The following is a 25159-nucleotide window of genomic DNA, read 5'->3' on the forward strand; positions in this document are numbered from 1 at the left end:
AATTAGGGAATAACACGTGATAAGAGAAGTTTTTTACAAGCCGTACCTGACTTGCCGAGCGCCATTTCGCTCAGCTCGTAAGGCTATGCTTGGTCTCTTTTTACTCCCTACTTTATGGATGTTGCCAGTATATGCACAGGATTGGGAAAATACCCCCCCTACAGAATTGGGTATATTACCCAGCGAAGAGGGGTATGTTGCTTCTAAGCTAACAGGACGTTTGATCGGAACGCCACCAGAGTTAAATGTCTGTTTTACAGGAGAACTTAAAGTGGGTGGGCGCTTGACGCTCAATCCACGCTTATCTGATGCAGATGAAGATTTGATTAAACATGATGATGACACAAAATCAATTGAGCCAGGTGGGACACGCTCGAGTGTTCGTTGGTTTAGAATTGTAGATGGCTCGAGAACACAGATTGCTGAAGAGGATTATGAGTTAGTATTAACTCAAGCTGATTTGAATGATGGAGTTTCAATTGAATTTGAAATTCAACCTTTTACAGTAACAGGTTACCCAGATTATAACCCAGCAGTGTTAATAGGAAGCTTTAACCCTAGCGATGCTGATAGTTTAAATAAACAATGGTCGCTCAGTGCAACAGGTGAGACAAGTGTCACTAATCTGGTCAATGAATGCGGTAAAGTTATCGTACCAATTAGGCAACCGGTTGTATTAGATGCACTCATTACCGTAAAACAAGATGATGAGTATATTCCAGTATTAAGACAAGACCAAAACATTCCAAGTACACATTACAATGAGGTTGCAGTTGATATCACAAAAGCATCAACGCTGGATTTACCTGCAACAGGTGGACGTACTTATTATATCAGATTTTATGAAAATAATGATGATGTGACAGATACATATGCGATTGCCAATGTGAATGATTCAGCGGAATTTGCTGCTGCAAAAGAAAACTTTGTCAAACATATTAAATGGCAATTAGTCTACGAGAAAGGTGAGATTGCAAATGTTGTGTTTAACAGAAATGATCTCAGCTTTACAACTCAGGTTACGAATGATGATAAGTATAAAATTTATCGGAATTTCGACCCGAATCGTATCCAAAATGGGATTGATACTAATCAAACCATTGAGATTGATTCAACAGGTAATAAAAGGCAGCAAAAATCAAGAATGCAAGTGGAATATGATGATGCATTACTGATCAAAGTATCAGAATAAAGTATCAGTTTAAACCGAACTAGATGGATAAATATTGTTATCCAAAATTAACTCAATAAGGGAACGTTATGCAAAGATTCAAATTTGCCCTAATGCCCACCGTAATTGCGGTGATGCTTAGTGCAAGTTTATCTCACACATTAGCGTATGCAGAGCCGAGAGCAGCTAGCGATAGTCTGCTCATAAAAGGTCATGCGCCTTATATTGCCAAAATTGCCGCAATTGGTGAGTTATATGAAGGTAATACCGTCTCATTAATGCCTAAATCAGGCCGGTTATATTTACCCATTGATGAAGATTTAGATATTCGCGCTTTAGATGAACAAACAGATACTTATCCGGGGGACCTGACTTTAGAAGGTTCATCGGTAGAGTGGTGGTTATTACCAGCAGATTACGCAGCGCAAACCCTGCCATTATCGGCAGAACCTGAAAATTTAGTTGGGGAGTTTGCAGGTGCTGAGTTACTGGCTACTCAAACAACCGCTGAGGTTGTACTGCCAGCAGGATCGGCTGGTAAAAAATTAGGCTTTAGAGTGATTCCAAAATCAGAGACGGGCCTTCCCACAGTTGGTAGGCGTTTAGATGTTCTGGATGTCGCTTTTGTCAGTGGTCAAGATGAAAACGGTGAGCCCATCACACCTGATGAGCCTGGTCTTGCAGCAGGACCCGATCCTGATAATCCTGGCATTATCGGTGGGGATACGGATGTAACTTATTACACACGTATTTATACCTTTGAAGATGATCCTAATGTTGAGTTAGATCCATTAACTCCTGCTGGAATGAATACTGACGGCAAAAAGATATTTTTGTGGGATGAAACCGGCTTAACTCCTGCTGAGCAAATCAAACCATTTGCTGATACACATACGACTTATTATGCACAGATTGTGTCATTTAAAGACAATGACATCACACAAGATAATTTAGTGGATAACACAGATACCTTCAAAGCTAGCATCGTATGGCGATTGAAATTAGACGATAACGAAGGTAATGGTACTTATATACGTTTAGATGGAACACAAACCACAATAGCGCCAACTGCTGAAGCGATAGATACTAGAGGCCAAGCAACATTTACAACGCAGATAACCAATAAAGCCGCTCAAGTTGCGACTGGTGCTGAGCGTAGTGAGCAAGGCACTCAAATTTCTTTCGTATTTGATGACGGCAAAGAACCTGATATTGAGCCTGAAGTCGAGCCTGTTGTGAGTGAAGACAATAATACCCCATTACCTGTGAATATTGAGGAGGTGACAGATGAAACAACCCCTTAATACGTAGATTATATGAACGCGAAATTAGTATTAAAAGTAAAAATAGTATGAAGTATAAATGATAATAACGAGTTTTAGCTGATTAAAGTTTAACTAAATTAAGGTCAGTTAAGGCTCATCAAAAATTAGAATTGTAAAAAAGAATTAAAAACTTAGCTTACCGAATAAAAATGAGGAAATGATTATGACAATGATGAAAAAAATGATTAAGCCTGCTTTATTGGCATTAGCAATCTCAATGACGTTAGGTAGTACGCTTGCTACAGCAGCAGAGCGTAATACTACGGGCACGCTTGCAATTCACGGTTTCCAACCGTTGCTACCGCTAGTCGGGGCAAAAGGTGAATTGAAACCTGGTGCAGAAGTGACGATTTCTGATGAATATTATGCATATTTTGATAGAGATAATAAGCCAGGCACTGATAGTGAAAAAGATATCAGTAAAGACGAAGAAAAGGCCATTATCCAGTGGTACATTAGAAATGAATCCGATGCCGCCGCCGCTCTTCCACTACCCGCTGATGCTTGGGGTACTGGATTGACATTCACCATTCCGTTTGTAGATAAAGATGGTAATGATATTGATTACGCAAATGAGCGTAAAATTCTTTCATTTCGTATCGTACCTTTAACAGAGAACGGTTTACCAGATATCGGTAAGGCTGTAGAAGTTAAAAACTCCGTAATTTTAGCAGGGTCAGTTGTGCCAACTGACGTACCACCTTCAGAATTGCCTGTTATTCCAGATAATCCCTACACACCAGGTGAAGATCCTACTGCACCAGGGGATAGAACACCAGAAGTAACAGGACCTGGTGGTAATAACCCACCAACCGATCCAGATGGTCCATCTGATGGCTCAGGGGTCATTTATCCTTCAGGCGATGGCTTCCTAGTTAGAATTGCTTATGCGAAGCTTGATACCAATGGTGCTGTTATCATAAATGCAACAACTGGATTGCCTGAGCTAGATTTGGATAGAATAGTTTACGATGATTTAGCCGATGCAACAAAAACAAAATTAATTGATCCTGTTGATGCCTATGGTAACAGACTGTTAGATGCTGATGGTATAACTGAATTAGCTCAAATTCCGGTTTCGTTGAAAACACCAACGATTCCAACTGTTAAAGCACAATACGCAGTTGCAATTTATGAAGCGAAACGTGATGAAAATGGCAACTTTTTACGAGATGCAACCACTAATGCAGTGCTAGTTAAAGAAGATGAGGGTGTCCCAATTAATATGGTCGGTGCATTTAAAAACTCCATTAAATGGACACTTGGTGCAAGTGGACAGCAAGGCGCACCAACATTAACAACGCCTGCATCTAATGAGCTGATGAGCGAGTTTGATGGTGAGCTAATATTCAACACTCAAGAAAATAATGATGTTGCCAAAGCTGTCAGCTCAGTTGCCAGTGAACAAGGTTTAGTCATTGGTGTGACGTTCGAGGATAACATCGCGGCTCCAATCAATAGAGGCACAGCACCAGCGGCACCTATAGAAACGCCAGCAGAGTAATTAATCTACCCTGATTCGTAATTGTTTCAGGGCAATATAAAAATTGATTCTATATAAAATTTTAATTAACAAGGAAACTCATTATGAAACTTAAAATTACATTTAATAAAACACTGCTCGCCGTCGCTATCCCGATGCTATTAACCAGTACAATGGCAGGTGCTGCTGTTAAAACCACACAAGCTACACAAGCTATTCATGGTTATCAACCATTAATTCCAGTTGTCGGTGTGACGGGTGAATTAAAACCAGGTGCAACGGTCTCGATTGGTGACTTATATTGGTATTTTGATCCTGATAATGGCGCTTCAGGCGACACTGAAATCGATCAAAGTAAAGCAACGATTCAGTGGTATATTTTGGGTAAAGACGAAACAGCCTTACCTCCTTACGACCCCGCGCTCCCTGCAACGGATGTTAATGCGCCATTAGAAACAGGCCCAACATTCACCATTCCTCGTGTTGATAATGCAGGCCAACCAATTGTCTATAAAAATAACGATAAAGTCCTTGCATTTCGTATCATCCCAACAACACAAGAAGGGCTACCGGAAATTGGTAAGGCAATTGAAGTTACAAATGCCATTAAATTAGCAGGTTCTATTACGCCGCCAGATTTAACTTTACCTGGGGTACCTGAAGGAGTCCTACCCCCTGGAGTTGTTCCAGATTCTCCAGATCAACCTATTGACCCTGTTGAACCACCAGAAAACCCCCAAGTAACAGGTCCTGGTGGTACACAAGATCCAGCTGCACCTGGTGGTCCTGGTGATGGAACAGGTATCATCTATGCAACCACTGAATACATTGTTCGTATTGGTTTAGATGAAAATAATGATGGTCATCCAGATACTGATAAGCTAATTTATAATGAATTAGGTAAAGCAGATGAAATTTTTCAAGCGGGCTATCAGCCTAGAGACAGAGCTGGAGAACTATTATTACAAGCAGATGGTAAAACACCGGTAACACCTATTGACCTCAGTACTTTGACTCCAGGTATTCCGATGGTTAATACAAAATATGTAGTAGGTATCTATGAAGTTGAATATGATGATACCAGCGGTACGCCAGAGTGGTTAGTCAATTATAGTGGTAGCTTGGCTGCACAAAATGGTACTTATGTGGTTAACATTGATTCTCTTGGACCAAACTTAGCACCGCAGTTCCAAAAATCCATCACTTGGCAAATTGATGGACAAGAAGTTGCCTCAAATGTATTATCAATCACCACACAGGCAGATAATGATGCTGGTAAAACAAGTTTAGGTGGCGGCACGTATGTTAGCCAACAAAAACTTGCGATTACTGTAAGCTTTGATGACGATCTAACTTCAGAGGCGAATACAGGCACTCCAGCGCCTTAATTATGTTGAAGAAATAGTTATCCAGAGCCTCAGATATTTGGGGCTCTGTAAACTGTCTCTTTAGCCTTTTAATCGTTTTTTCTAGCGTATTTTATACAATATGAGTCAGACTAAATCATTTATATTTAGCGTTTAACAGGGTTCATTATTAAACAAGTATTGAACCTATGCGCATGACTAAACTCACGCTTTTGATGTGTTTGATTTTGCCTGTTGTATCGATAAGCTCAGTACACGCAGTAGAAAAGCAAGCGGTGATACTGGACCAATTCATGGCAAAAATAACAGACAGCAAAGGCTGAGTAAAATATTGAACAACTTGAGAATACTGGCATCCTAATCGCTTTAGAAGCAGCATCAGAGCATCAATAGGCAGAGTCTGAACCTGTTATTCCAACCCCGTACATGAATCCCTTCTTTCATAAAAATTGAATTCTAACTCATCTAACTTCTTTTAAACCAAGAATATCTTCTGACCGAAGGCCAATACCTTTTCAGTATAGCGTATAACCAATCCCTATTTTCTTTTCAAAAGGAAATGGGGCATTATTCTTGTACATTGATTCGCGCAAGCTGTGCGACTTTTTAATAACAAGAACGATACGCTAACCATGATAGGAAAGAATATGAAACCACTAAAACAATTAATTAAATCCCCTCTTATTACCGTATTACTCCTAGTCGCACCTTTTGTTGGCGCTGAAAGCATTAAAGTAGGTGTCATTACTGGAAAAGAAACGGAACTTGCTGAAGCCGCAGCGTTAGTTGCGAAAGAACGTTATGGGCTTGACGTAGAATTATTAGAGTTTACCGATGGCGTGATTTTAAATGAAGCGTTAGATTCAGGCGAGCTTGATTTAAATGCTTTTCAGCATAAACCTTTTTTAGATGAGCAAATTGAGGCCAGAGGATACAAGCTCGTGCCTGTGGCTAATACGTTTGTCTACCCAATTGCAGCTTACTCTGAAAATATCAAATCACTTGATGAATTAAAACCTGGCAGTACTATCACAGTACCGATGGATCCAACTAATCTTGGCCGCTCTTTATTATTGCTTGAAAAACAAAATTTAATTACCTTAAGAGAGGGGGTGGGTCTTAATCCAACACAAATAGATATTATTGATAATCCCAAAAATCTCAACATTGTTGAACTAGAACCGCCTTTACTTCCAGCTTCATTAGAGGATGATACAGTGGCACTGTCAATTATTAATACGAGTTTTTCTACGGCTATAGGACTCACACCTAAAAAAGATGGTATATTTGTTGAAGATAAAGATTCACCTTATGTGAATATTATTGTCGCAAGAGAAGAGAATAAAGATAATCCTGAAGTGAAGCAATTTATCGATTCTTTTCAATCAGACGAAGTAGAGCAGGCAGCTGACCGTTTATTTGAAGGAAGTTCAGTTAAAGGTTGGTAAATAGACATGACGCACACGCTTAAAAGCACGATTTTTAAGCGTGTGCTGTAGATGATTTATCTAGTTTTGGTTAGGGTCAGCTAAACTAGAATGTTTTTGCATTGTTCAATGCAAGACGATGAATGCCAAAAGGTCTTTTATTTTTCGTCATCTTCAAATTTAACGTGAATATATTCGCCTTTATGTTCACGTCTGATTTTATCTGCAACAATTTTAATTGCTTCTCCTGAGCTATATCCTTTGGCTATCATCTCTGAAATAAGTTCGGCTGCAGCCATTTGTTCTGCTGCACTTAATGCTGGAGTATCTGTTTTCATTTAATTAATCTCTAAAATATTACCATTATATCGTGTAATCCATTATAGTATGCAACACTAAAACCAATTCATAGTATATCACGCTAGGACACCATATAATGCTTAAACACCTAATTAAAAATACCCTTATTGGTGCGCTATTGCTATCGAGCTATCCAATTTATGCATGTGAGAATATGGATTTAGGCGTGCAAGTTGTAATGCCAACACAAAAAAATCTGTATAAAATTATTAGCGATGACCCTGTTTTAATTCAATCTGCTCCTGTTGGGTCTTGTCATCAAGGAGCTAAAACGTTGACTACAAATGATAGAGTAATCGTTAAGGCCTTTTTAAATGGGTATTACTCGATTAATTATCAAGACGAAACAGGCACTCAACACTCAGGCTGGATTCCTACTAGTACGGTACGTCAATTGCAGCTTACCTCGACTGGTGACAACTTACTCTTAAATGATCAAGTTATCTTATCTCGCTTAGATAAAGCTAAGGCTCAAAGTTGTTATCCCACATTCAAACAGCTCTTTATGAAAAGTGATTTTCCATTTGATTATTGGTTAATACCAGAAGAAGAGATACAGCTAGATATTACAGGAATTGTTCATCGATATCTTACTGCTAAAGTGCATTATGTCCGTGCGGTAAGTGGACAATCAGGCACAATGGCAATGCTTCAGTATGATTTAGATGAAGGTACCTTGTGGCAACTTGAGGGGGAAGATAAAAGCCCCATACCATTAGTCATCAATAAAGTGCAATCCTTAGAATTCCAATCTTGTTTGTTAGGAGTAGAAACTGCATCAGATACATTAACTGCTCCAAGCGCTGAATCAACTAAGACGACATCAACTACAGCTAATCAATCTATTAAATATGTGACATATCCTGGCAGAACCTATTTTTATGAGCTTGATAGTGGTGAATTTATCCAAAGCAATATTTTTATTATTGAGGGTGATGAAGTGAACACTTCCACGGTTTTTGGGCTTTATACCAAGGTGAGCTATACTGCAAAAAATGGGCGAATTTATAAAGGGTGGGTATTATCTGATAATTTATCTGAATTTTCGCCTGGTCAATAATCACCTTTTTAGATAATACGGAGCTACTTTTATATTAGCTTTAGTAAAGTGTCAATGAGTTGAAATTTAGTTAACAGTGTTAATTATTCAAGCTCTCTGTGACAGAATTAGTGTGAATGAATGGGGTTAGCAAAGTGAGCGTTGATTTTAATTGGTACGCGTTTAATTTAGATAAATAGGTCGGAGGTAAGTCAATGAAATTTTATGTTTTGAATATTCAGCTAGTGGATATTGAGCCGGTGATATGGCGCAGGTTAGTCGTACCTTCAGATATTACGCTAGATAGATTGCATGATGTCATTCAAATTTCATTTGAATTAGAAGATAGGCATTTATTTGAGTTTGTGATTGGTGACAAACGTTATACGCAACAACCTGAAAGCGAAAATGAAGGTTTAGAGTGTGGGCAGTACGTTTTAGGGGATCTAGTGAAAAGAGCTAAGACAAAATTTAAGTATTTTTACGATTTTGGCGATGGCTGGGAATATGAATTAACACTTGAAAACAGTAATTATAAAGTCAAGCCTGATGAATTTTATCTATGCATTCAAGATGGTGCTAGGTCAGCTCCGCCAGAAGATGTAGGCGGTATCCCTGGATATGAGAATTTTTGTCATATAATGAAGAATAAAAAACATCCAGAATATAATGACATGATAGAGTGGTATGGTGATGAATTTGATCCTGAGGAGTTTAATCTTAGATGGGTTCAATTACATCTTTACCGCTATATACGTCATTCAAGGCATCGTTTTGTTGATTGGTGTTTATCTTGAGTCACGATTGACTAGGCTCTATGCCTAGTCAATCAATGATTAACGTTTGGCTAATTGAACTAGATGTCATTTTTTCCTTTTAGTTTTTTAGCCACAGTTCTTAATTTTGATTTGAAAAATCCGCCACGTTTTTTGACCGTAGGCGACTCTTCTTGAGTCAGCTTATCTTCTTCTCGAGACTGATTGTCGTCTTGCTCAAGCAGATTGCTCGAATCGGGTAGGGAGCTAACTAATTCTGTATTTGATTGAAGAGCTGATAATTCAGTATCTGTATCCGAATCTTCTTTTTCAGCGAGTTCATCAGCGCTATAATCAGCGAAAAAATCCAATTCTAATTTAGGGGGCGCTTCAAATGAACCATAGGCGGCTCCGACCAAATTTTCGGACTCTAAAGATAAATTCAGTTCGTCATCACCCACCATAAAAGAGAGCATGCTAAGTGAACCTTGCAAAATCACGTTGTTAAAGACTTGAAGCTTTTCTCTTCCTGTCCAAGCCCCTAAAATATACAGCATTGGGAGATAGTGTTCAATCGTCGGATTAGCCAGTAACGAATCAGGATGAGATTGGAAATTGACCAAAGGGTGATCTTCAGTAAACGCATGACTATCAAGGTTTTCATGTACAAACTGGTTGAAATCATCGGCCCAAGTATAAGGCGTTTGGTCAAGTTCCCACTTTAAAGATCGTAAATTATGAACTACATTCCCTGAGCCAATTAATAATATTCCTTGGCGTCTTAATTCACTTAATGCTCGTCCAAATTGATGGTGGTAGGCTATCGGTTTTGTCATATCAAGGCTGAGTTCTAAAACTGGTATATCTGCATCAGGATACATATTAGCCAATATAGTCCAAGCACCATGGTCTAAGCCCCAATCAGTGTAGTCTTCATAAATATGGGTGAATTCTTCAAGTGTTTTGACAATATGAGAGGCAAGAAAAGATGCACCTTTTGCAGGGTACACTAAATCGACTAATTCATTAGGGAATCCAACAAAATCATGGATAGTATTGGGTCTATCCATCGCTGTGATTGCTGTCTGGCCTTGTGTTGTAAAATGGGCTGACACCACTAAAATGGCTCTTGGTTTAGGCAGTTGTAACCCTAATTGATGCCAACTCAAGCTAAACCGATTAAGTGTAATAGCATTCATTGGAGAACCGTGCGCTAGAAAAAGCGCCGGCATCAATGTTTCTTTTTTTTTCATCGAAAGACGTTTTACCTTTTTTATCGGAGTATTATGAATAATTATAGTCTTAAAAGAAGAACAATTGTACTCGCACCATTTAATTTATATAGTTAAATAGTATTATTTCACGTTATGGATTAAAATTAAATCATTTTTCGAAGGTATTTTATACGCGAAGTGAAAAGGTGACAGGGCCATCATTTAATAACGTAATTTGCATATCGGCCGCAAACTCTCCTGTTTGTGTGTCAATTTCAAGTCTGCACATCTCGATAAACGATTCGTAAAGTGCTTTTGCTTGTTCAGGCGACGCTCCTTTTGAAAAGCTAGGGCGTAATCCCTTATCAGTATCGGCAACTAGAGTAAATTGTGAGACAACCAGTAATTGCCCTTTAATTTGCTTGACATTAAGATTCATTTTGCCTTTTTCATCACTGAAAATGCGATAATTAAGAATTTTTTGGCTTAGTTTTTGAAGTTCATTCTCGCCATCAGTCGCCTCAACTCCTAAAAAGACTAAAAGACCTTGTTCAATTCGGCCTATCGACATGCCCTCAACACATACTTCGGCAAATTTGACTCTTTGAATTAGAGCAATCATCTTTATCCCTTTTGTTCAAGTGACTTATATGAAATTTATAGAATGTTTCTTGATTTAAGATAGCGTTCAATGGTTGTTTTATCGCTGACAAGAACTGACTCTATCCCTAGCGTTTTGGCCCCATTAATATTATCTTGATTGTCATCAAAAAAGATCGTTCCCTCTGCTTTATACCCTTCTTGATTAAGAACATACTCGTAAATTTCTTTATCTGGTTTGCGCATGCCAATTTCGTGAGAAAGATAAACATGATCAAAAGGCGCTAACACTTCGGGGTACTCTGATTGCCAATAAAGTGTATGAGCCAGGTTTGTATTAGAAAGCATGACAACTCGATGGCCCTGCGCTTTAATTTGTCTGACTAAATCCAGCACACCAGGACGAATTCCTATAAAAATGGCATTCCACCCTTCTATGAATTGCTCAAAACTTAAATAAATACCAAGCTGCTCACTCACTGCTTGAGCAAAAGCCTCATCCGATAAAAGTGCTTTCTCATGTCGTGCAAAATTCTCATCTAATGAAAACTTAGATTGTAATTCGTGCAGTGGTGTGGCGGATAAATGGCTCCAAACTCCGAGAACACGATTAAAGTCAATATCAATGAGTACATTACCAAGATCAAAAATATAGAGCATTATTTCATTTCTCCTAGTTAGCCATTTTATATAAGCCGATTAGTTTCGGCTCATTCGTTTTTAATTGAATAAATTTGGTGGGTAATGAATTATGACTTGAATTGGCCAGTTTCATTTAAGCTATCTTAACATAATACTGCTATGTACTTAAAGTTAGGTATTATCTATTTCAAGTATCAGTTGTCAGGTATCTGCTGTAGATACTTATTTGAGTGCTTAATGCAGTATGGTTGGTACGAATTCATCTTATTTTAGGCAGATGATTTATCTCAACCATACATGATTGATATCTTGATGATACCATTTGCTGATAGCTTTTATCGTTAAAATATAATTCAAAAAAATTTAAAATAAATTAATCCCTTAAGCATTCTAAGCCATAGGTCTAACACCTAGAGTATGACAAATTGCATAACTTAATTCAGCGCGGTTAAGGGTGTAAAAATGAAAGTCTTTAACTCCTTCACGGCTTAAAATTTTCACCATTTCCATAGCAATTGATGCACCAACCATTTTACGGGTTTCTGCATCGTGCTCAAGCCCCTGAAACATACCATTCATCCAGCTCGGTACTTTGACATTCGTCATAGTGGCAAATTTTTGTAGTTGCGCAAAGTTGGATACAGGTAAAATGCCAGGCACAATTTCTGCTTCAATACCCACTGAAACACATCTATCTCTGAACCTTAAAAAGCTCTCAATATCGAAGAAAAATTGAGTAATGGCTCTGTTGGCACCTGCTTCAAATTTGGCTTTTAGATTGATTAAATCCGCTTCTGCACTTTTGGCCTCAGGGTGGACTTCTGGGTAAGCTGCAACAGAAATATCAAAATCAGCAACTGATTTGAGTAAAGTGACTAAATCTGATGCGTACATATCAGGCTTACCACTTCCTTCAGGAAGATCGCCTCGTAACGCGACAATGTGCCTAATCCCATTGGCCCAGTAGTCTTTTGCAATCTCAATTAATTGATCGCGACTCGCATCAATACACGTTAGATGAGGCGCAGCAATGAGCCCTGTTTTTGTCTTGATCTCTTTAATTATGCTATGAGTTCTATCACGTTCTCCTGAATTAGCCCCATAGGTTACTGATACAAATTTAGGTTTTAATGTGCTTAAACGTTCAATCGAGTGCCAAAGGGTTTTTTCCATTTCTTCAGTGCGAGGCGGAAAAAATTCAAAAGAGACGTTAATTTTACCTTGTAGTTCGGCAAGATTTTGATTCAATGCTTCTGTGTGCTGGGCGTAGAAAAAAGTCATGCGATATTCCTTAATTAAATAGTGTGTACTATTGAGTGATAATATTTATTTGAGAGAGTTTAATCTACTTAAAGCTTAAACTGCCCAGTATTAATACCGATTAATAGTTTGAATTTGAGTTAATTAATCTGCCATAGCATCTAATGCAGCTTGAAGATCTAAAATCAAATCTTCATACGCCTCAAGTCCAACAGACAGCCTAAATAGATTACTCTTAATGCCAGCTGCACGTCTTGCTTCTTCACTCATTCCTGCGTGTGTCATCGTTGCCGTATGAGATATTAAACTCTCCACTCCTCCTAGTGATTCAGCTAGAGTGAAAAAGGATAAGTGATTTAAGAACTCTGAAAAACGAGATTCTTCTAATTTCAATTCAAAGCTAAGCATTGCACCAAACCCTGTTTGTTGCGCTTTAGCAAGTTCATGACCTTTATGAGTCACAAGTCCAGGATAGTACACTGTTTCAATTAAAGGGTGGGCTGCTAAGAAGGTTGCGATATGCATCGCGCTTTGTTCTTGCTGTTTAATGCGAGGCACTAATGTACGAATGCCCCTTAAGAGTAAGTAGCTATCAAATGCGCCGCCTGTTACTCCTATATTATTTCCCCACCAAGCCATTTCCATTGCTAAGGCAGGATCTTTACAGATTACCGTTCCTGCAACGACATCAGAATGGCCATTAAGATATTTTGTACATGAGTGAACAACAATGTCTGCGCCTAGTTTTAAAGGTTGTTGTAATGCAGGGCTTAGAAAAGTGTTATCAGCCACAACAATAGCACCTGATTGATGCGCTAATTGGCTAATTTTTTGAATGTCGACAATGTTAAGTAAAGGATTACTCGGCGTCTCAACCAAAACGACTTTAGGTTTTTTAGTAACAATTGCATTAAGTTGTTCAGGGTCATTTTGATCGATAAATAACACATCAAATGCGCCTCTTTTAGCGACGCTATCAAATAGGCGATAACTTCCACCATAACAATCAATCGGGGCAATTAAAAGATCGCCCGGTTTTAATAACACTGTACAGACTAAGTGTATTGCTGACATCCCACTACTCGTAACGACAGCGCCAGCTCCTCCTTCTAATTGCGCAAGTGTGTCTTGTACTAAATCACGAGATGGATTGCCACGCCTTGAATAATCATGTGCTCTTGGTTCGTTATAATCATTAAAGTTGTAAGTGCTTGATAGGTAAATAGGTGGGACAACACACCCAAACTGTTGATCTTGGTTAAGTCCGCCTCTGACAGATAAGGTTTCTAGATGTTCGCTCTGGATTGAATGGCTCATTTTGATTCACTCTCATTATTGTAACAGTAAGTGTCATGACAAGGATTAGTGATTTGGCTTAATCCTTAGATGTGTAAAATATATGCTTAGACTAAATTGAAATTAGCATAAGGTCAAATACTTTTAGCGGTAAAAACGTCTAGACGTCTAAAATTCTAGATTGCTAGCAATCTAGAATTGAGAAATTGCATTAAAATGAGTAGAATGGTCAAAATTAAATTATAATAAGTTAAGGTTAACATACAAATAGTTGATTAGTCAGTGTTATCTCTAACGTATTAACTCGATAATTGCATTAACATTCAAGGACAAATTATGGCACAGTGGGACGGTAAGTACATAAGCCCTTATGCTGAACAGGGTAAAAAAAGTCAGCAAGTCAAGAAAATAACCGTGTCTGTGCCTATGAATTTACTTAAAATTTTGACGGATGAAAGAACACGTCGCCAAATTAATAATTTACGTCATGCCACGAATAGTGAACTATTATGTGAAGCGTTTTTGCATGCGTTTACAGGTCAACCTTTACCAAGCGATGAGGATCTTCAAAAAGATAGGGCTGATGACATTCCAGAAGAAGCTCAAAAAATGATGAGGGAACTTGGTATTGATCCAGAAACGTGGGATTACTAGGTAGGCATGCCGCTATAACCCGACTCATCTTGTTTTGAAATTTTGCGTTACAGATGTAATTAATAAATTACATAACGATTATAAAATGTTCTAATTAATCTGGGATTGATGACTTTAATCAAATCTCTCATTTTTTGACAAAATTTAATTGACATCACTCTAAAATTCTTTTAAAAAGTGACAATACAAAACGATTACGTTGATGCTATCAACAAAAAAATTTAAAGTAAAAGTAAGAGAACACTGAAATGAACGCCCAATTTACATTAAATCGCACCATTATTATGACGATTATCACCATGACAACAGTTTTGGTGCGGGCCTTCGTGTAAGTAAGTTAGATAAAATGAAGAACCCGCAAAATGATGCGGGTTTTTTTTTGAGCGAAATTTATAAAATAATGTGAAAGCTGAAAATTAACTTAGGAGTGGTATATGCGTGTATTAAAGTTTGGTGGTACTTCCGTAGCAAATGCAGAACGTTTTTTACAAGTAGTCGATATTATAAAAGATTATACCACCCGAGACCAAGTAGGCTTAGTGCTATCTGCTCCCGCTAAAATTACCAATCATCTTGTTGCTATGGTTGAAAAAACGGTAGCAGGCGACAATATTGAAGCCCACCAAGCGGATGCAATAGCCATTTTTGATAATTTACTTACAGGACTTAAAGCCCAGGTACCTTCATTCGATTATGATGCGATGAAAGCATTTGTAACAGAGCAGTTTAACGAGATTAATAATAGGCTTGAGGGCATTCGGCTATTAGGATTATGTCCTGATTCAGTGAATGCAGATTTAATTTGTAGAGGGGAGAAACTCTCAATTGCTATTATGCAAGCCCTATTACGTGCTCTAGGGTATGGTGTTACTGTGATAGATCCAGTTAAGAATTTACTAGCAAAAGGGCATTACTTAGAATCCACCGTTGATATTCATGAATCTTCCGATAGAATTACTAAGTTAAATTTATCTAAAGACTTAAACCATGTCATCTTAATGGCCGGATTTACAGCGGGTAATGAAAATGGCGAATTAGTTGTATTAGGCCGAAATGGGTCTGATTATTCGGCTGCTGTACTAGCAGCTTGCGTTAGAGCGGCTGCGTGTGAAATTTGGACTGATGTGGATGGTGTGTATACTTGCGATCCAAGAAGTGTACCAGATGCAAGATTAATCCCTTCGTTATCGTACCAAGAAGCAATGGAACTTTCCTATTTTGGTGCTAAAGTCCTTCATCCAAGAACCATTTCTCCTATTGCACAATTTCAAATTCCTTGCTTAATTAAAAATACAGGTAATCCAAGTGCTCCAGGCTCTATTATCACGGCAGTGTGTGATGATAAAACTTATCCAATCAAAGGTATTACCCATCTTAGTGATGTGGCTATGATCAATGTTTCAGGGCCAGGCATGAAAGGCATGGTGGGAATGGCCGCCCGCGTATTTGATGCGATGTCATTAGCTGGCATTTCTGTTATCTTAATTACTCAGTCTTCTTCTGAATATTCCATCAGTTTTTGTGTTCCACAAAAAGAATTAAGCCGTGCGGTAAACGCTTTAGAAGAGGCATTTAGGTTAGAATTTAAAGAAGGTGTGCTTGAGCCACTTGGGATCATTGAACATCAAGCCATTATTTCAGTGGTAGGGGATGGAATGAAGACACAAAAAGGTATTTCTGCGAGATTATTTAAAGCATTAGCCAATGCAAATATTAATATTGTTGCCATCGCTCAAGGTTCATCAGAACGTTCTATCTCAACTGTCATTGATGATAAAAGGGCAAAAGTTGCAGTACTTGCAACACATGAGGCACTTTTTCGTACCTTCCATGTGATTGAACTCTTTTTAGTAGGAGTAGGGGGAGTGGGAAGTGCGCTGATTGAACAAGTTAAAGCTCAGCAAGTCAATTTAAAAGCAAGGCATATTGATTTACGAGTATGTGGTATTGCGAATTCTAAAAAGATGGTATTAAATGCTAGAGGGCTTGATTTAGAAACGTGGGAGTCTGACTTAGCCGCAAGTACATCAGGTTTTGATTTCGAACAGATAAAAACTTGGGTAGAGGATAATCATTTATTAAATCCTGTTATCGTGGATAATACATCAAATCAATTAATTGCAGATCAGTATGTTGACTTTTTAGACTCAGGATTTCATGTCGTTACACCAAACAAAAAAGCCAATACATCTAGCCTTGCTTACTACCAAGCATTAAGAACAACGGCACTTAAAACTAGGCGCAAATTTATGTATGAAACGAATGTTGGTGCAGGACTGCCTGTAATTGAAAACCTTCAAAATTTGCTTAGTGCCGGGGATGAATTGCAAGCGTTTTCAGGTATTCTATCAGGGTCTCTTTCTTTTATTTTTGGCAGATTAGATGAGGGATGCTCTTTATCAGAAGCGACGTTAGAGGCGAAAAAACTAGGCTTTACAGAGCCCGATCCTAGAGACGATCTTTCGGGGATGGATGTTGCGCGTAAAGTGTTAATTCTTGCAAGAGAGGCGGGCCTTGCGTTAGAACTAAGCGATATTGAAGTTGAAGGTGTGGTTAGCAGGGAGTTTGCAGGAGAGGATTCTGTTGAGGCCTTTTTAGCTCGCCTACCTGAGCTTGATGCTGTTTTTAAGCAACGCATTGAAGCAGCTCAAAAAGATGGGAAGGTGCTTCGCTATGTTGGTGAGATTGAAAATGGCCGCTGCTTTGTTAAAATCATTGAAGTCGATGGGGATAATCCATTATATAAAGTTAAAAATGGCGAGAATGCATTAGCGTTTTATAGTCGTTATTACCAGCCGATTCCATTAGTATTACGTGGATATGGTGCAGGTAATAATGTGACTGCTGCTGGAGTATTTGCTGATATTTTGAGATTGCACGCGAATCGTTAATTCAGACGAGCAAATTGACTCTAATTGATAAAATGCCCTCTTTACTCAGTGAATGATCAATTTAACTCACTCGAGAAAGGGCGCTTTAAGTAGGATAAGTTAAACTAGGCTAGCAATGCCTGTTTTAAGATTAACTATTCAATTGAATAGTAGCCTTCACATTCGATAAAAAGGAATCAGTATGATTACAGTATATGCACCTGCATCAATTGGCAATGTAGGCGTCGGATTTGATGTATTAGGAGCTGCAGTTAGCCCGATAGATGGAACTCGCCTAGGGGATATCGTGAGTATTGAGTCAGCAGAAGTATTTTCATTAGACTGCCAAGGTACTTTTGTGAGTAAACTTCCGCCTAAAATGGAAGATAATATTGTGTATCAATGCTGGCAAAGGTTCTGTGAAGTCTTAGGTAAGTCTTTACCTGTCCATATGATTTTAGAAAAAAATATGCCTATTGGATCTGGCTTAGGCTCGAGTGCATGCTCGGTTGTTGCAAGCTTTGTCGCATTAAATGAATACGCAAACCGTCCTTTTGATGAAGTGCAATTATTAACACTAATGGGAGAACTAGAAGGGCGTATCTCTGGCGCAGTTCACTATGATAATGTTGCACCGTGCTATTTAGGTGGATTACAAATTATATTAGATGAACCACCACAGATAAGTCAATCGGTACCAAGTTTTGATAATTGGTATTGGGTAATGGCTTATCCTGGCATTAAAGTTTCAACGGCTGAAGCGAGAGCCATTTTACCCGCCCAATACTCAAGAGCGAATATCATCGATCATGGACGTTATTTTGCAGGATTTATCCACGCTTGTTATACCAAGCAGGATAAATTAGCAGCCAAGCTTATGCAAGATGTGATAGCTGAGCCATATCGCCAATCATTATTACCTAATTTTAAGCAGGTAAGGGAACAAGCCATAGAACTAGGCGCGTTAGCTATGGGAATTTCGGGATCTGGACCTACCGTATTTACGATTTGTGACTCATTAGAGATTGCTGAAAAAGTCGCAAGTTTAATGCAATCTGGCTATATTCAAAATGAAGAAGGATTTGTTCATATCTGTCAATTGAATACTGTAGGCACTTCGCGGATTTGAAAATAAACAATTAATGTTCCCAGTTTATTTTTCCAAAGGTTGCTCCATTACATTGCTATAGGACAAATAAGTTCGTAAACCACCTAATTGTACGAGTTATAATTAGGTGGTTTTTGTTAAATGAGATGAGGTTTTAGACTAAAGCATTGTTATTATTCTGGTGTATTCATTTCATTTTTTAAATATATTCATCCTCCGATGAGCTCTATTTTAAAGTTTGCTCGATACAAAACAGATAACGCAATTAATCTGGTTTGGGGTATTTCTATTTTTTTGCGCGCTTTTTTAACTGCGTTTAGCAATTTATCTGTAAATCTTCATCAAAGTAGGGTTGGGGTGTCAGCAGCTAATTTAAATATATATAGCTGAACGGTTACAAAAAATCGATTATACTATCCACAAAAAATGGTTAACTATTCTTATATTCAATAATAGCAATAGTCTATTATAGGAACTACTCATGACAAAGAAACAAACGCTTGTTGTCAAATTAGGTACTAGCGTGCTGACAGCTGGGACAAAAAAGATTAACCGAGCAAGAATTGTTGAGCTTGTTCGTCAATGCGCGTTATTGCAAGCTAACGGACACAGGATAGTGATTGTGACCTCAGGAGCGATTGCCGCTGGAAGAGAATATCTTAATTATCCTGATTTGCCAGCTACTACCGCATCAAAACAATTGCTTGCTGCTGTAGGACAAAGTCGCTTAATACAACTGTGGGAACAGCTTTTTTCCATTTTTGATCTTCATATCGGACAAATGTTATTGACCCGAGCTGATATTGAAGACAGAGAGCGATTTTTAAATGCAAGAGACACGCTGCATGCTTTGTTAGATAATAATATTATCCCTATTATTAATGAAAATGATGCAGTCGTTACTGCTGAAATCAAAGTCGGGGATAATGATAATCTATCTGCCTTAGTGTCCATGTTAGCGAGCGCCGATAAATTACTTCTTTTGACTGACCAGGCTGGCTTATTTACTGCCGATCCTAGAAGTAATCCAGATGCGACTTTAATTGAAGTGGTAGATAAAATCACAGATGAACTTCGATTACTAGCAGGTGATAGTGTATCTGGATTAGGTACAGGGGGAATGAGTACTAAATTACAGGCAGCCGACGTCGCAACAAGAGCAGGAATCGAAGTGACGATTGCCTCAGGCAGTGAAGCGGATGTGTTATTAAATTTAATGCAGGGGAAATTACGCTCAACGCGTTTTATCGCTCAAATTACACCAATTGAGAATCGTAAACGTTGGATTTTTGGTGCGCCTATCGCAGGTCATCTGATTATTGATGCTGGCGCAGCCGCTGCTTTGTTAAATAAAGGAAGCTCTTTATTACCCAAAGGCATCATCAGCGTGCAGGGTGATTTTTCTAGAGGTGAAGTGTTATTAATGCAGGATATTGATGGTAAGGTGCTTGCTAGAGGCGTAACTCGTTATAATAGTGATGCGATGAAATTAATTATTGGTAAGCACTCTAATGATATTTTGGGTGTTTTAGGTTATGTTGATGGTACGGTCGCAATCCATCGTGATGATTTAATTATCGTTTAACGAGTTTATTGTCCATTTGTTAATTATGCACTTAAATTTAAAAATGATTTTTAAATCAGCTAGATAAAATTGTTAGATTGGAATATGATGCGCGTGATACCACAAAAAAGTGGTATATAAAATAAATCAGGGATATTTTTAATATAGGTTGAGCTAATGATTACACCAAAACAGATATTTAAATTAAGTGCCGTTGCCATATCTATGCTGACAAGCAATATGCTATTTGCTCAGGCCTTTTATGCTGACTCCAAAATCACAAATGTCACGGTGTATAGTGATCAAGCTGTTGTGACCAGACAAATGACAGTTAAGGTTGAACCGGGACAGTCACAAGTTATTTTAAAAAATTTGCCAATAGACATCAAAGGCGACTCTTTTCAAATCTCTCAATCTTTTAAAAATCCAGCGACTAAGCCTGTCAGGTTTATTGACTATCAGTTCAAAGAGCAACCGAATGAAAAAAATCTTGAGCTAATTGAGTTATCTAATCAACTTCAAACGCTTGAAAAATCGTATGTTGAACACGCCAATAAAATTGAATTATTAGAGCAAAAAATTAATTTCATTAAAGAAGTCATCGAAACGGCTAAGCTCACTCCTGCCGGCACACCAAGAATTACGCGAGAGGAGATTGAGCTATTTAAACAAATGACAGATGAATTGCCACAATTACAACTTGCCTTATTTGATGCAAATAAAGCACTCGATACATTCAAAATTGACTATAATATTCAAGCCGCTAATATTAAGAAACAAATGGATGCACTTGAACAGCAAGATACAAAACTCTCTCAATATTTAACCTTGGACTATGACGTAAAAGAACCTGGTGAATTAGACATCAAAGTTATTTATGCAGTGAACCACGCTAGTTGGCAGCCGATTTATGAATTGCGACTTAATGAAAATCAACTTGATTTACGTTACCAAGCCGTCGTTCAGCAATTTACAGGTGAAGATTGGAATAAAGTTAATTTAGCTTTGTCGACTACGCCACCTATGTTTGAAGCACCTTCTGAACTGTACCCATGGCACCTGAGTCTCTATAAAAACAACTCACGTATGAAGACTTCAGCGAGTGCAGTTGCAAGTGAAGCCTATGAAGAACAAGCTCAATTTATAGGGGTGGCAGCACCAGTAAGCGAAGATGTGCTGTATGATGCAGCACCTGCAAGCACGGTTTCGTCTCAAGGTGTCAATGCGCTGTTTAATATTGGCGAGGCGGTCACTGTTCAAGGTGACTACACGCCTGGTAAGGTATTAATTCAGGAAACGCATTTTGATGCAGGGATTACAAGAGAAGTGACGCCTAATTATAGTCCATCAGTCAGTTTATTTGCCAATATTGAGAACAAGACAGAATATCCTTGGTTGGCGGGGAACTTAAATATTTTTATTGAAGATGAGTTTATTTCTAAAAGTATGTTACCAAAGACTCAAGTGAATGAAGATTTAAAACTGTTCTTAGGTGAAGATCAAAATATTATTGTCAAACAGGTCCAACCAGAGCGTTTTAATGAGACATCTTGGAGCAATCAAATTACGACCGAAACGCGTAAAACGACCTTACAAAGTTTGCATTCAATTCCAGTAAGTGTCATTGTTAATCAGCAAGTGCCAGTTACAACCGATGAAAAAATTAAAATTGAATACACCTTGATACCTGAGTGGTTAAAACCGTTTGTTGAATTCCCAGCAGAGCAAGCAGACGCAAAATCTGAAATCACCTTGAAAGACTCTCAAGGTATCTTAAAAGGTGAAATTGAGTTACAACCTAAAACGCCTGTTACCTATGAACTGAAATACAAGGTAACATATCCTGAAAAAGAAGCAGTTATTGGATTTTAATTTATCCTCATAACACAAATTGTGCTGAATGATTGCCACACTAAATGGTGTAGTAATCATTTAGTGTTAATAGGTTAATTTCGAATTATGCGTAGGGAACAGCGCCACGCTGTTTATTTTTGTTTTGTATCAATTCAATTGTGGCTTGTAGTGCTTCATCTTGCGGTAGTCCCTTATTCATCAGCCAATTAAATAAGTCAGGATCGGGGTGCTCTAATAAACGAATAAAATCTACTTGTTCATCATAAGACAAATCATCATATTCATAATCAAAAAAAGGCATTAATGCTAAATCAAGTTCTTTCATACCCCTCCTGCAAGCCCATTTAACGCGAGCACGCTGATCGGGTGTTAAGGGATTATCATTAGTATGAGTTGTCATGTGTGCATCCTTTACGTTAGAACGATTAAAATTATTTACTATTGTTAAACATCTCTAATTTGTAGAGTACCAAAAAAAAGAGAAATTATCATTGATAATCTATTTTTGCTATCGTAGTTGATTAGTTGTGGATTGTGGGTTTTGGTAGTAGAGTTGATAATTAACTTGGTAGAAAACTCTCACCTTGTTTAATTTCAAATCCAAAATCAATAGATTTAGAGCTTAAAGGATGACCTTGTATTGATTTTAAAATCATATCAGCACTGATTTTGCCTATCTCAAATAAAGGTACTTTTATACTGGTGAGCGTTGGGGAGATGGCATAACCTATATCAAGCGCATTATAACCGACAATTGCCATTTCAGATGGAATTGAGATGTGAGCATCATGACAGGCCAAGATAGCGCCAACTGCAATATCATCATTCGTACAAAATACCCCTTCTAATTGAGGGTTTTTAGTAATAGCTTCATTAAAAAGTTGTTTACCTAATGTATAACTCGAGTGTTCTTCAGTAAGAACATGTAAAGGAGAAAGATTAGCCTCAATTAACGCTCTGTCATATCCTTGCATCCTAAGTTGTGTCCGAGTATCTAATCTTGCACCTAAATAGGCAATGTTCCGATATCCTTTATCAATCATTTTTCTCACAATGGTGTAAGCCGCCAGTTCATGATTTAGCCCTACTGACATATCAATGGGTTTTTTAGGTATTTCCATCGCTTCAACAACAGGGATTTTAACGGTATTTAACATTTTTAAAGTGCGTTTGGTATGAGAGGAACTGGTGAGAATTAATCCATCTACTTGGTAAGAGAGCATGACTTCAATTTTTCTCTCCTCTTCATTTTTATCATAACTGTAATGGGCGATTAATGTATCAAATCCATATTCATCTGTAATAGACTCAACGCCTTGGGTAAACTGAGCAAAAACTTGGTTAGAAAGGGAGGGGAGGAGCACACCAATTGTTTTGCTGGACGCTTTTGAGAGCATGGCGGGTGTCCGATTATGAATATATCCGAGCTCATTAATGCAGAGCCTTATTTTTTCTTGCGTTGATTTAGCAACAGTATTCGGATCTCTTAAAAAACGGCTCACCGTCATTTTAGTCACCCCAACTTTATCTGCAATATCTTGCAAAGTAGGGCGCTGTAATTTTGGTTTAGCCTTGATATCCATCTAAATTAATCCTTTCTATTATAGCATCATCATTATGTTGGCTATGTTATCAAAAAATTGGGGGTAACTGAACCTTTTTGCAAAGGTTGGCTAGCTTAAAACTGCTAGCCAATGATTTTATTTGGTTAGGTGTTTTTGGTGCCTGACATATCACTCAAACTACGTCCATTAGATTGAATCACATCCTTATACCAATAAAATGAAGCTTTAGGTGTCCTTTTAAGCGTTCCATTTCCTTTATCATCTTTATCAACATAAATGAATCCGTATCGTTTACTCATTTCACCTGTTGAGGCTGAAACGAGATCAATGCATCCCCAGGTTGTAAAACCTAATAAGATAACGCCATCTTTAATCGCTTCGTGCATTTGGACAATATGTTGTCTTAAATAATCAATCCGGTATTCATCGTTGATTGCGCCATTTTTATCTATTTCATCAATGGCGCCTAAGCCATTCTCGACTAAAAATAGGGGTTTTTGATATCGGTCGTATAAGGTATTCATCGTAATACGAAGCCCTAATGGGTCAATTCCCCATCCCCATTCGCTTTGTGTGATATAGGGATTTTTAATAGATTTAACAACATTCGCTTCACTTGTTGTTTTATCATTCATATCAGCAGACGCACATCTTGAGGCGTAATAGCTAAACGAAACAAAATCAACAGTATGCTTTAAAACTTCAAAATCTTCAGGTTCAGTATGAAGTGATATGTTTTTTTCTTCAAAAAGGCGCTTGGCATAACTTGGGTAGTAGCCTCTTACTTGTATATCGATAAAAAATAAGTTTTCACGATCTTTTTCAATTGATTTCATCACATCTTCAGGTTTACACGTTGCAGGGTAAAAATTACCACCAGCAAGCATACATCCTATTTGATTATTAGGATCAATTTCATGAGCTATCTTAGTCACTAATGCGCTGGCAACAAGTTGATTATGCGCAGCTTGGTATTTGATTTGATCTTCATTATCGCCAGCTTTAAAGACTAAACCTGCTCCCGAAAAAGGGCTATGCAGCAGGATATTAATTTCATTAAAAGTTAACCAATAAGTTACTAAGCCTTTAAAAGCCTTAAAGCATGTCGTTGCATATTTTTCAAATAGATTGATAAGCGCTCTATTTCTCCACGAGCCATATTTTTCAACAAGATGAATAGGTACATCAAAATGGCATAGGGTGACAAGTGGTTCAATACCGTATTTTTGACACTCTTTGAATACATTTAGATAGAATTCGATCCCTTTTTGATTAGGTGTTTTCTCATCGCCATTAGGAAAAATGCGAGCCCAAGCAATCGATACCCTGAATACTTTAAAACCCATTTCTGCTAGTAAAGCAATATCTTCTTTATAATTTTGATAAAAATTAATCGCTTCATGGCTTGGATAGTATTCATCTGGTTTGATTGAAATATCTTCAATTCGGCCTAATTTCATTGGTAGTCTATTTTTACCATGAGGGATGACATCAACCGTACTTATGCCTTTACCATCTGCTAAATAGGCTCCTTCAGCTTGATTCGCTGCGATAGCGCCACCCCATAAAAAATCACTTGGAAAAACAATATTATTCATAATCTCA

The 25159-nt window shown here is 38.0% G+C and carries 20 protein-coding genes and 1 pseudogene; 12 read left to right on the top strand and 9 right to left on the bottom strand.

What is annotated here, in order from left to right:
- The first annotated feature begins 16 nt into the window (after positions 1 to 16).
- From BMW37_RS05710 to metQ, 5 genes are all read left to right on the top strand, one after another.
- Positions 17 to 1192 carry a hypothetical protein gene (locus BMW37_RS05710; RefSeq protein WP_143047597.1) on the top strand — a complete coding sequence of 392 codons (1176 nt, stop codon included), beginning with the start codon at positions 17 to 19 and terminating at the stop codon, positions 1190 to 1192.
- A gap of 68 nt (positions 1193 to 1260) precedes the next feature.
- Positions 1261 to 2475, top strand: coding sequence for a hypothetical protein (locus tag BMW37_RS05715; RefSeq protein ID WP_093318501.1), 1215 nt, complete (start codon positions 1261 to 1263; stop codon positions 2473 to 2475).
- A gap of 184 nt (positions 2476 to 2659) precedes the next feature.
- Entirely contained in the window at positions 2660 to 4000 is a 1341-nt protein-coding gene (locus BMW37_RS05720; RefSeq protein WP_093318503.1) for a hypothetical protein, read from the top strand.
- 83 nt (positions 4001 to 4083) lie between these two features.
- Positions 4084 to 5367, top strand: a complete 1284-nt coding sequence (locus BMW37_RS05725) for a hypothetical protein (RefSeq protein WP_093318505.1) — start codon at positions 4084 to 4086, stop codon at positions 5365 to 5367.
- Positions 5368 to 5993: 626 nt separating this feature from the next.
- Positions 5994 to 6794, top strand: a complete 801-nt coding sequence (gene metQ, locus BMW37_RS05730; RefSeq protein ID WP_093318507.1) for a methionine ABC transporter substrate-binding lipoprotein MetQ — start codon at positions 5994 to 5996, stop codon at positions 6792 to 6794.
- A 137-nt stretch (positions 6795 to 6931) separates the two neighbouring features.
- Here metQ and BMW37_RS05735 read toward each other — a convergent pair whose 3' ends face one another.
- A complete protein-coding gene (locus BMW37_RS05735) occupies positions 6932 to 7111 on the bottom strand; it encodes a YoaH family protein (RefSeq protein ID WP_093318508.1) in 180 nt (59 codons plus the stop codon).
- Positions 7112 to 7209: 98 nt separating this feature from the next.
- Here BMW37_RS05735 and BMW37_RS05740 point away from each other — a divergent pair, with 98 nt between their 5' ends.
- Entirely contained in the window at positions 7210 to 8193 is a 984-nt protein-coding gene (locus BMW37_RS05740; protein WP_093318509.1) for a hypothetical protein, read from the top strand.
- Positions 8194 to 8387: 194 nt separating this feature from the next.
- On the top strand, positions 8388 to 8969 hold the full coding sequence (locus BMW37_RS05745; RefSeq protein WP_093318510.1) for a plasmid pRiA4b ORF-3 family protein: 582 nt from the start codon (positions 8388 to 8390) through the stop codon (positions 8967 to 8969).
- 413 nt (positions 8970 to 9382) lie between these two features.
- On the opposite strand, the pseudogene ygiD reads toward BMW37_RS05745, so the two are convergent.
- The 5 genes and pseudogenes from ygiD to metB form a co-directional block, all read right to left on the bottom strand.
- A pseudogene (ygiD, locus tag BMW37_RS05750) lies at positions 9383 to 10180 on the bottom strand (4,5-DOPA-extradiol-dioxygenase); the annotation flags it as partial.
- 148 nt (positions 10181 to 10328) lie between these two features.
- Complete coding sequence (dtd, locus tag BMW37_RS05755) at positions 10329 to 10763, bottom strand: D-aminoacyl-tRNA deacylase (protein ID WP_093318511.1); 435 nt, start codon at positions 10761 to 10763, stop codon at positions 10329 to 10331.
- 35 nt (positions 10764 to 10798) lie between these two features.
- Positions 10799 to 11401: an HAD-IA family hydrolase gene (locus tag BMW37_RS05760; RefSeq protein ID WP_093318513.1), complete on the bottom strand. Its 603-nt coding sequence runs from the start codon at positions 11399 to 11401 to the stop codon at positions 10799 to 10801.
- A 372-nt stretch (positions 11402 to 11773) separates the two neighbouring features.
- The gene (gene metF / locus BMW37_RS05765) at positions 11774 to 12664 is read right to left on the bottom strand and encodes a methylenetetrahydrofolate reductase (protein ID WP_093318515.1); all 891 of its coding nucleotides are present in this window, start codon (positions 12662 to 12664) and stop codon (positions 11774 to 11776) included.
- Positions 12665 to 12787: 123 nt separating this feature from the next.
- Positions 12788 to 13960: a cystathionine gamma-synthase gene (gene metB, locus BMW37_RS05770; protein WP_093318517.1), complete on the bottom strand. Its 1173-nt coding sequence runs from the start codon at positions 13958 to 13960 to the stop codon at positions 12788 to 12790.
- A gap of 315 nt (positions 13961 to 14275) precedes the next feature.
- Between metB and metJ the strand changes: the two genes are divergently transcribed.
- The 5 genes from metJ to BMW37_RS05795 all read left to right on the top strand — a co-directional run bounded on the left by metJ (position 14276) and on the right by BMW37_RS05795 (position 22007).
- On the top strand, positions 14276 to 14593 hold the full coding sequence (metJ, locus tag BMW37_RS05775) for a met regulon transcriptional regulator MetJ (RefSeq protein WP_093318519.1): 318 nt from the start codon (positions 14276 to 14278) through the stop codon (positions 14591 to 14593).
- A gap of 434 nt (positions 14594 to 15027) precedes the next feature.
- A complete protein-coding gene (gene thrA / locus BMW37_RS05780; protein ID WP_093318521.1) occupies positions 15028 to 17484 on the top strand; it encodes a bifunctional aspartate kinase/homoserine dehydrogenase I in 2457 nt (818 codons plus the stop codon).
- Positions 17485 to 17665: 181 nt separating this feature from the next.
- The gene (thrB, locus tag BMW37_RS05785) at positions 17666 to 18592 is read left to right on the top strand and encodes a homoserine kinase (protein ID WP_093318523.1); all 927 of its coding nucleotides are present in this window, start codon (positions 17666 to 17668) and stop codon (positions 18590 to 18592) included.
- A 460-nt stretch (positions 18593 to 19052) separates the two neighbouring features.
- A complete protein-coding gene (proB, locus tag BMW37_RS05790; RefSeq protein WP_093318525.1) occupies positions 19053 to 20156 on the top strand; it encodes a glutamate 5-kinase in 1104 nt (367 codons plus the stop codon).
- Between the two features lie 156 nt (positions 20157 to 20312).
- Positions 20313 to 22007, top strand: a complete 1695-nt coding sequence (locus BMW37_RS05795; protein ID WP_093318527.1) for a DUF4139 domain-containing protein — start codon at positions 20313 to 20315, stop codon at positions 22005 to 22007.
- A gap of 85 nt (positions 22008 to 22092) precedes the next feature.
- On the opposite strand, the gene sdhE is transcribed toward BMW37_RS05795, so the two are convergent.
- The 3 genes from sdhE to ascB form a co-directional block, all read right to left on the bottom strand.
- Positions 22093 to 22389 carry an FAD assembly factor SdhE gene (sdhE, locus tag BMW37_RS05800; RefSeq protein ID WP_093318528.1) on the bottom strand — a complete coding sequence of 99 codons (297 nt, stop codon included), beginning with the start codon at positions 22387 to 22389 and terminating at the stop codon, positions 22093 to 22095.
- Between the two features lie 160 nt (positions 22390 to 22549).
- Positions 22550 to 23572: a substrate-binding domain-containing protein gene (locus tag BMW37_RS05805; protein WP_093318529.1), complete on the bottom strand. Its 1023-nt coding sequence runs from the start codon at positions 23570 to 23572 to the stop codon at positions 22550 to 22552.
- A 125-nt stretch (positions 23573 to 23697) separates the two neighbouring features.
- The gene (gene ascB / locus BMW37_RS05810; protein WP_093318530.1) at positions 23698 to 25152 is read right to left on the bottom strand and encodes a 6-phospho-beta-glucosidase; all 1455 of its coding nucleotides are present in this window, start codon (positions 25150 to 25152) and stop codon (positions 23698 to 23700) included.
- Positions 25153 to 25159: the final 7 nt, after the last annotated feature.

Source organism: Thorsellia anophelis DSM 18579, assembly GCF_900111395.1.
Classification (GTDB): Bacteria; Pseudomonadota; Gammaproteobacteria; order Enterobacterales; family Thorselliaceae; genus Thorsellia; species Thorsellia anophelis.

Excerpts from the sequence above, each read along its gene's own strand:
- BMW37_RS05715 (WP_093318501.1), top strand. The coding sequence starts at position 1,261 with ATGCAAAGATTCAAATTTGCCCTAATGCCCACCGTAATTGCGGTGATG.
- BMW37_RS05720 (WP_093318503.1), top strand. The coding sequence starts at position 2,660 with ATGACAATGATGAAAAAAATGATTAAGCCTGCTTTATTGGCATTAGCA.
- BMW37_RS05725 (WP_093318505.1), top strand. The coding sequence starts at position 4,084 with ATGAAACTTAAAATTACATTTAATAAAACACTGCTCGCCGTCGCTATC.
- metQ (WP_093318507.1), top strand. The coding sequence starts at position 5,994 with ATGAAACCACTAAAACAATTAATTAAATCCCCTCTTATTACCGTATTA.
- BMW37_RS05735 (WP_093318508.1), bottom strand. The coding sequence starts at position 7,111 with ATGAAAACAGATACTCCAGCATTAAGTGCAGCAGAACAAATGGCTGCA.
- BMW37_RS05740 (WP_093318509.1), top strand. The coding sequence starts at position 7,210 with ATGCTTAAACACCTAATTAAAAATACCCTTATTGGTGCGCTATTGCTA.
- BMW37_RS05745 (WP_093318510.1), top strand. The coding sequence starts at position 8,388 with ATGAAATTTTATGTTTTGAATATTCAGCTAGTGGATATTGAGCCGGTG.
- dtd (WP_093318511.1), bottom strand. The coding sequence starts at position 10,763 with ATGATTGCTCTAATTCAAAGAGTCAAATTTGCCGAAGTATGTGTTGAG.
- BMW37_RS05760 (WP_093318513.1), bottom strand. The coding sequence starts at position 11,401 with ATGCTCTATATTTTTGATCTTGGTAATGTACTCATTGATATTGACTTT.
- metF (WP_093318515.1), bottom strand. The coding sequence starts at position 12,664 with ATGACTTTTTTCTACGCCCAGCACACAGAAGCATTGAATCAAAATCTT.
- metB (WP_093318517.1), bottom strand. The coding sequence starts at position 13,960 with ATGAGCCATTCAATCCAGAGCGAACATCTAGAAACCTTATCTGTCAGA.
- metJ (WP_093318519.1), top strand. The coding sequence starts at position 14,276 with ATGGCACAGTGGGACGGTAAGTACATAAGCCCTTATGCTGAACAGGGT.
- thrA (WP_093318521.1), top strand. The coding sequence starts at position 15,028 with ATGCGTGTATTAAAGTTTGGTGGTACTTCCGTAGCAAATGCAGAACGT.
- thrB (WP_093318523.1), top strand. The coding sequence starts at position 17,666 with ATGATTACAGTATATGCACCTGCATCAATTGGCAATGTAGGCGTCGGA.
- proB (WP_093318525.1), top strand. The coding sequence starts at position 19,053 with ATGACAAAGAAACAAACGCTTGTTGTCAAATTAGGTACTAGCGTGCTG.
- BMW37_RS05795 (WP_093318527.1), top strand. The coding sequence starts at position 20,313 with ATGATTACACCAAAACAGATATTTAAATTAAGTGCCGTTGCCATATCT.
- sdhE (WP_093318528.1), bottom strand. The coding sequence starts at position 22,389 with ATGACAACTCATACTAATGATAATCCCTTAACACCCGATCAGCGTGCT.
- BMW37_RS05805 (WP_093318529.1), bottom strand. The coding sequence starts at position 23,572 with ATGGATATCAAGGCTAAACCAAAATTACAGCGCCCTACTTTGCAAGAT.
- ascB (WP_093318530.1), bottom strand. The coding sequence starts at position 25,152 with ATGAATAATATTGTTTTTCCAAGTGATTTTTTATGGGGTGGCGCTATC.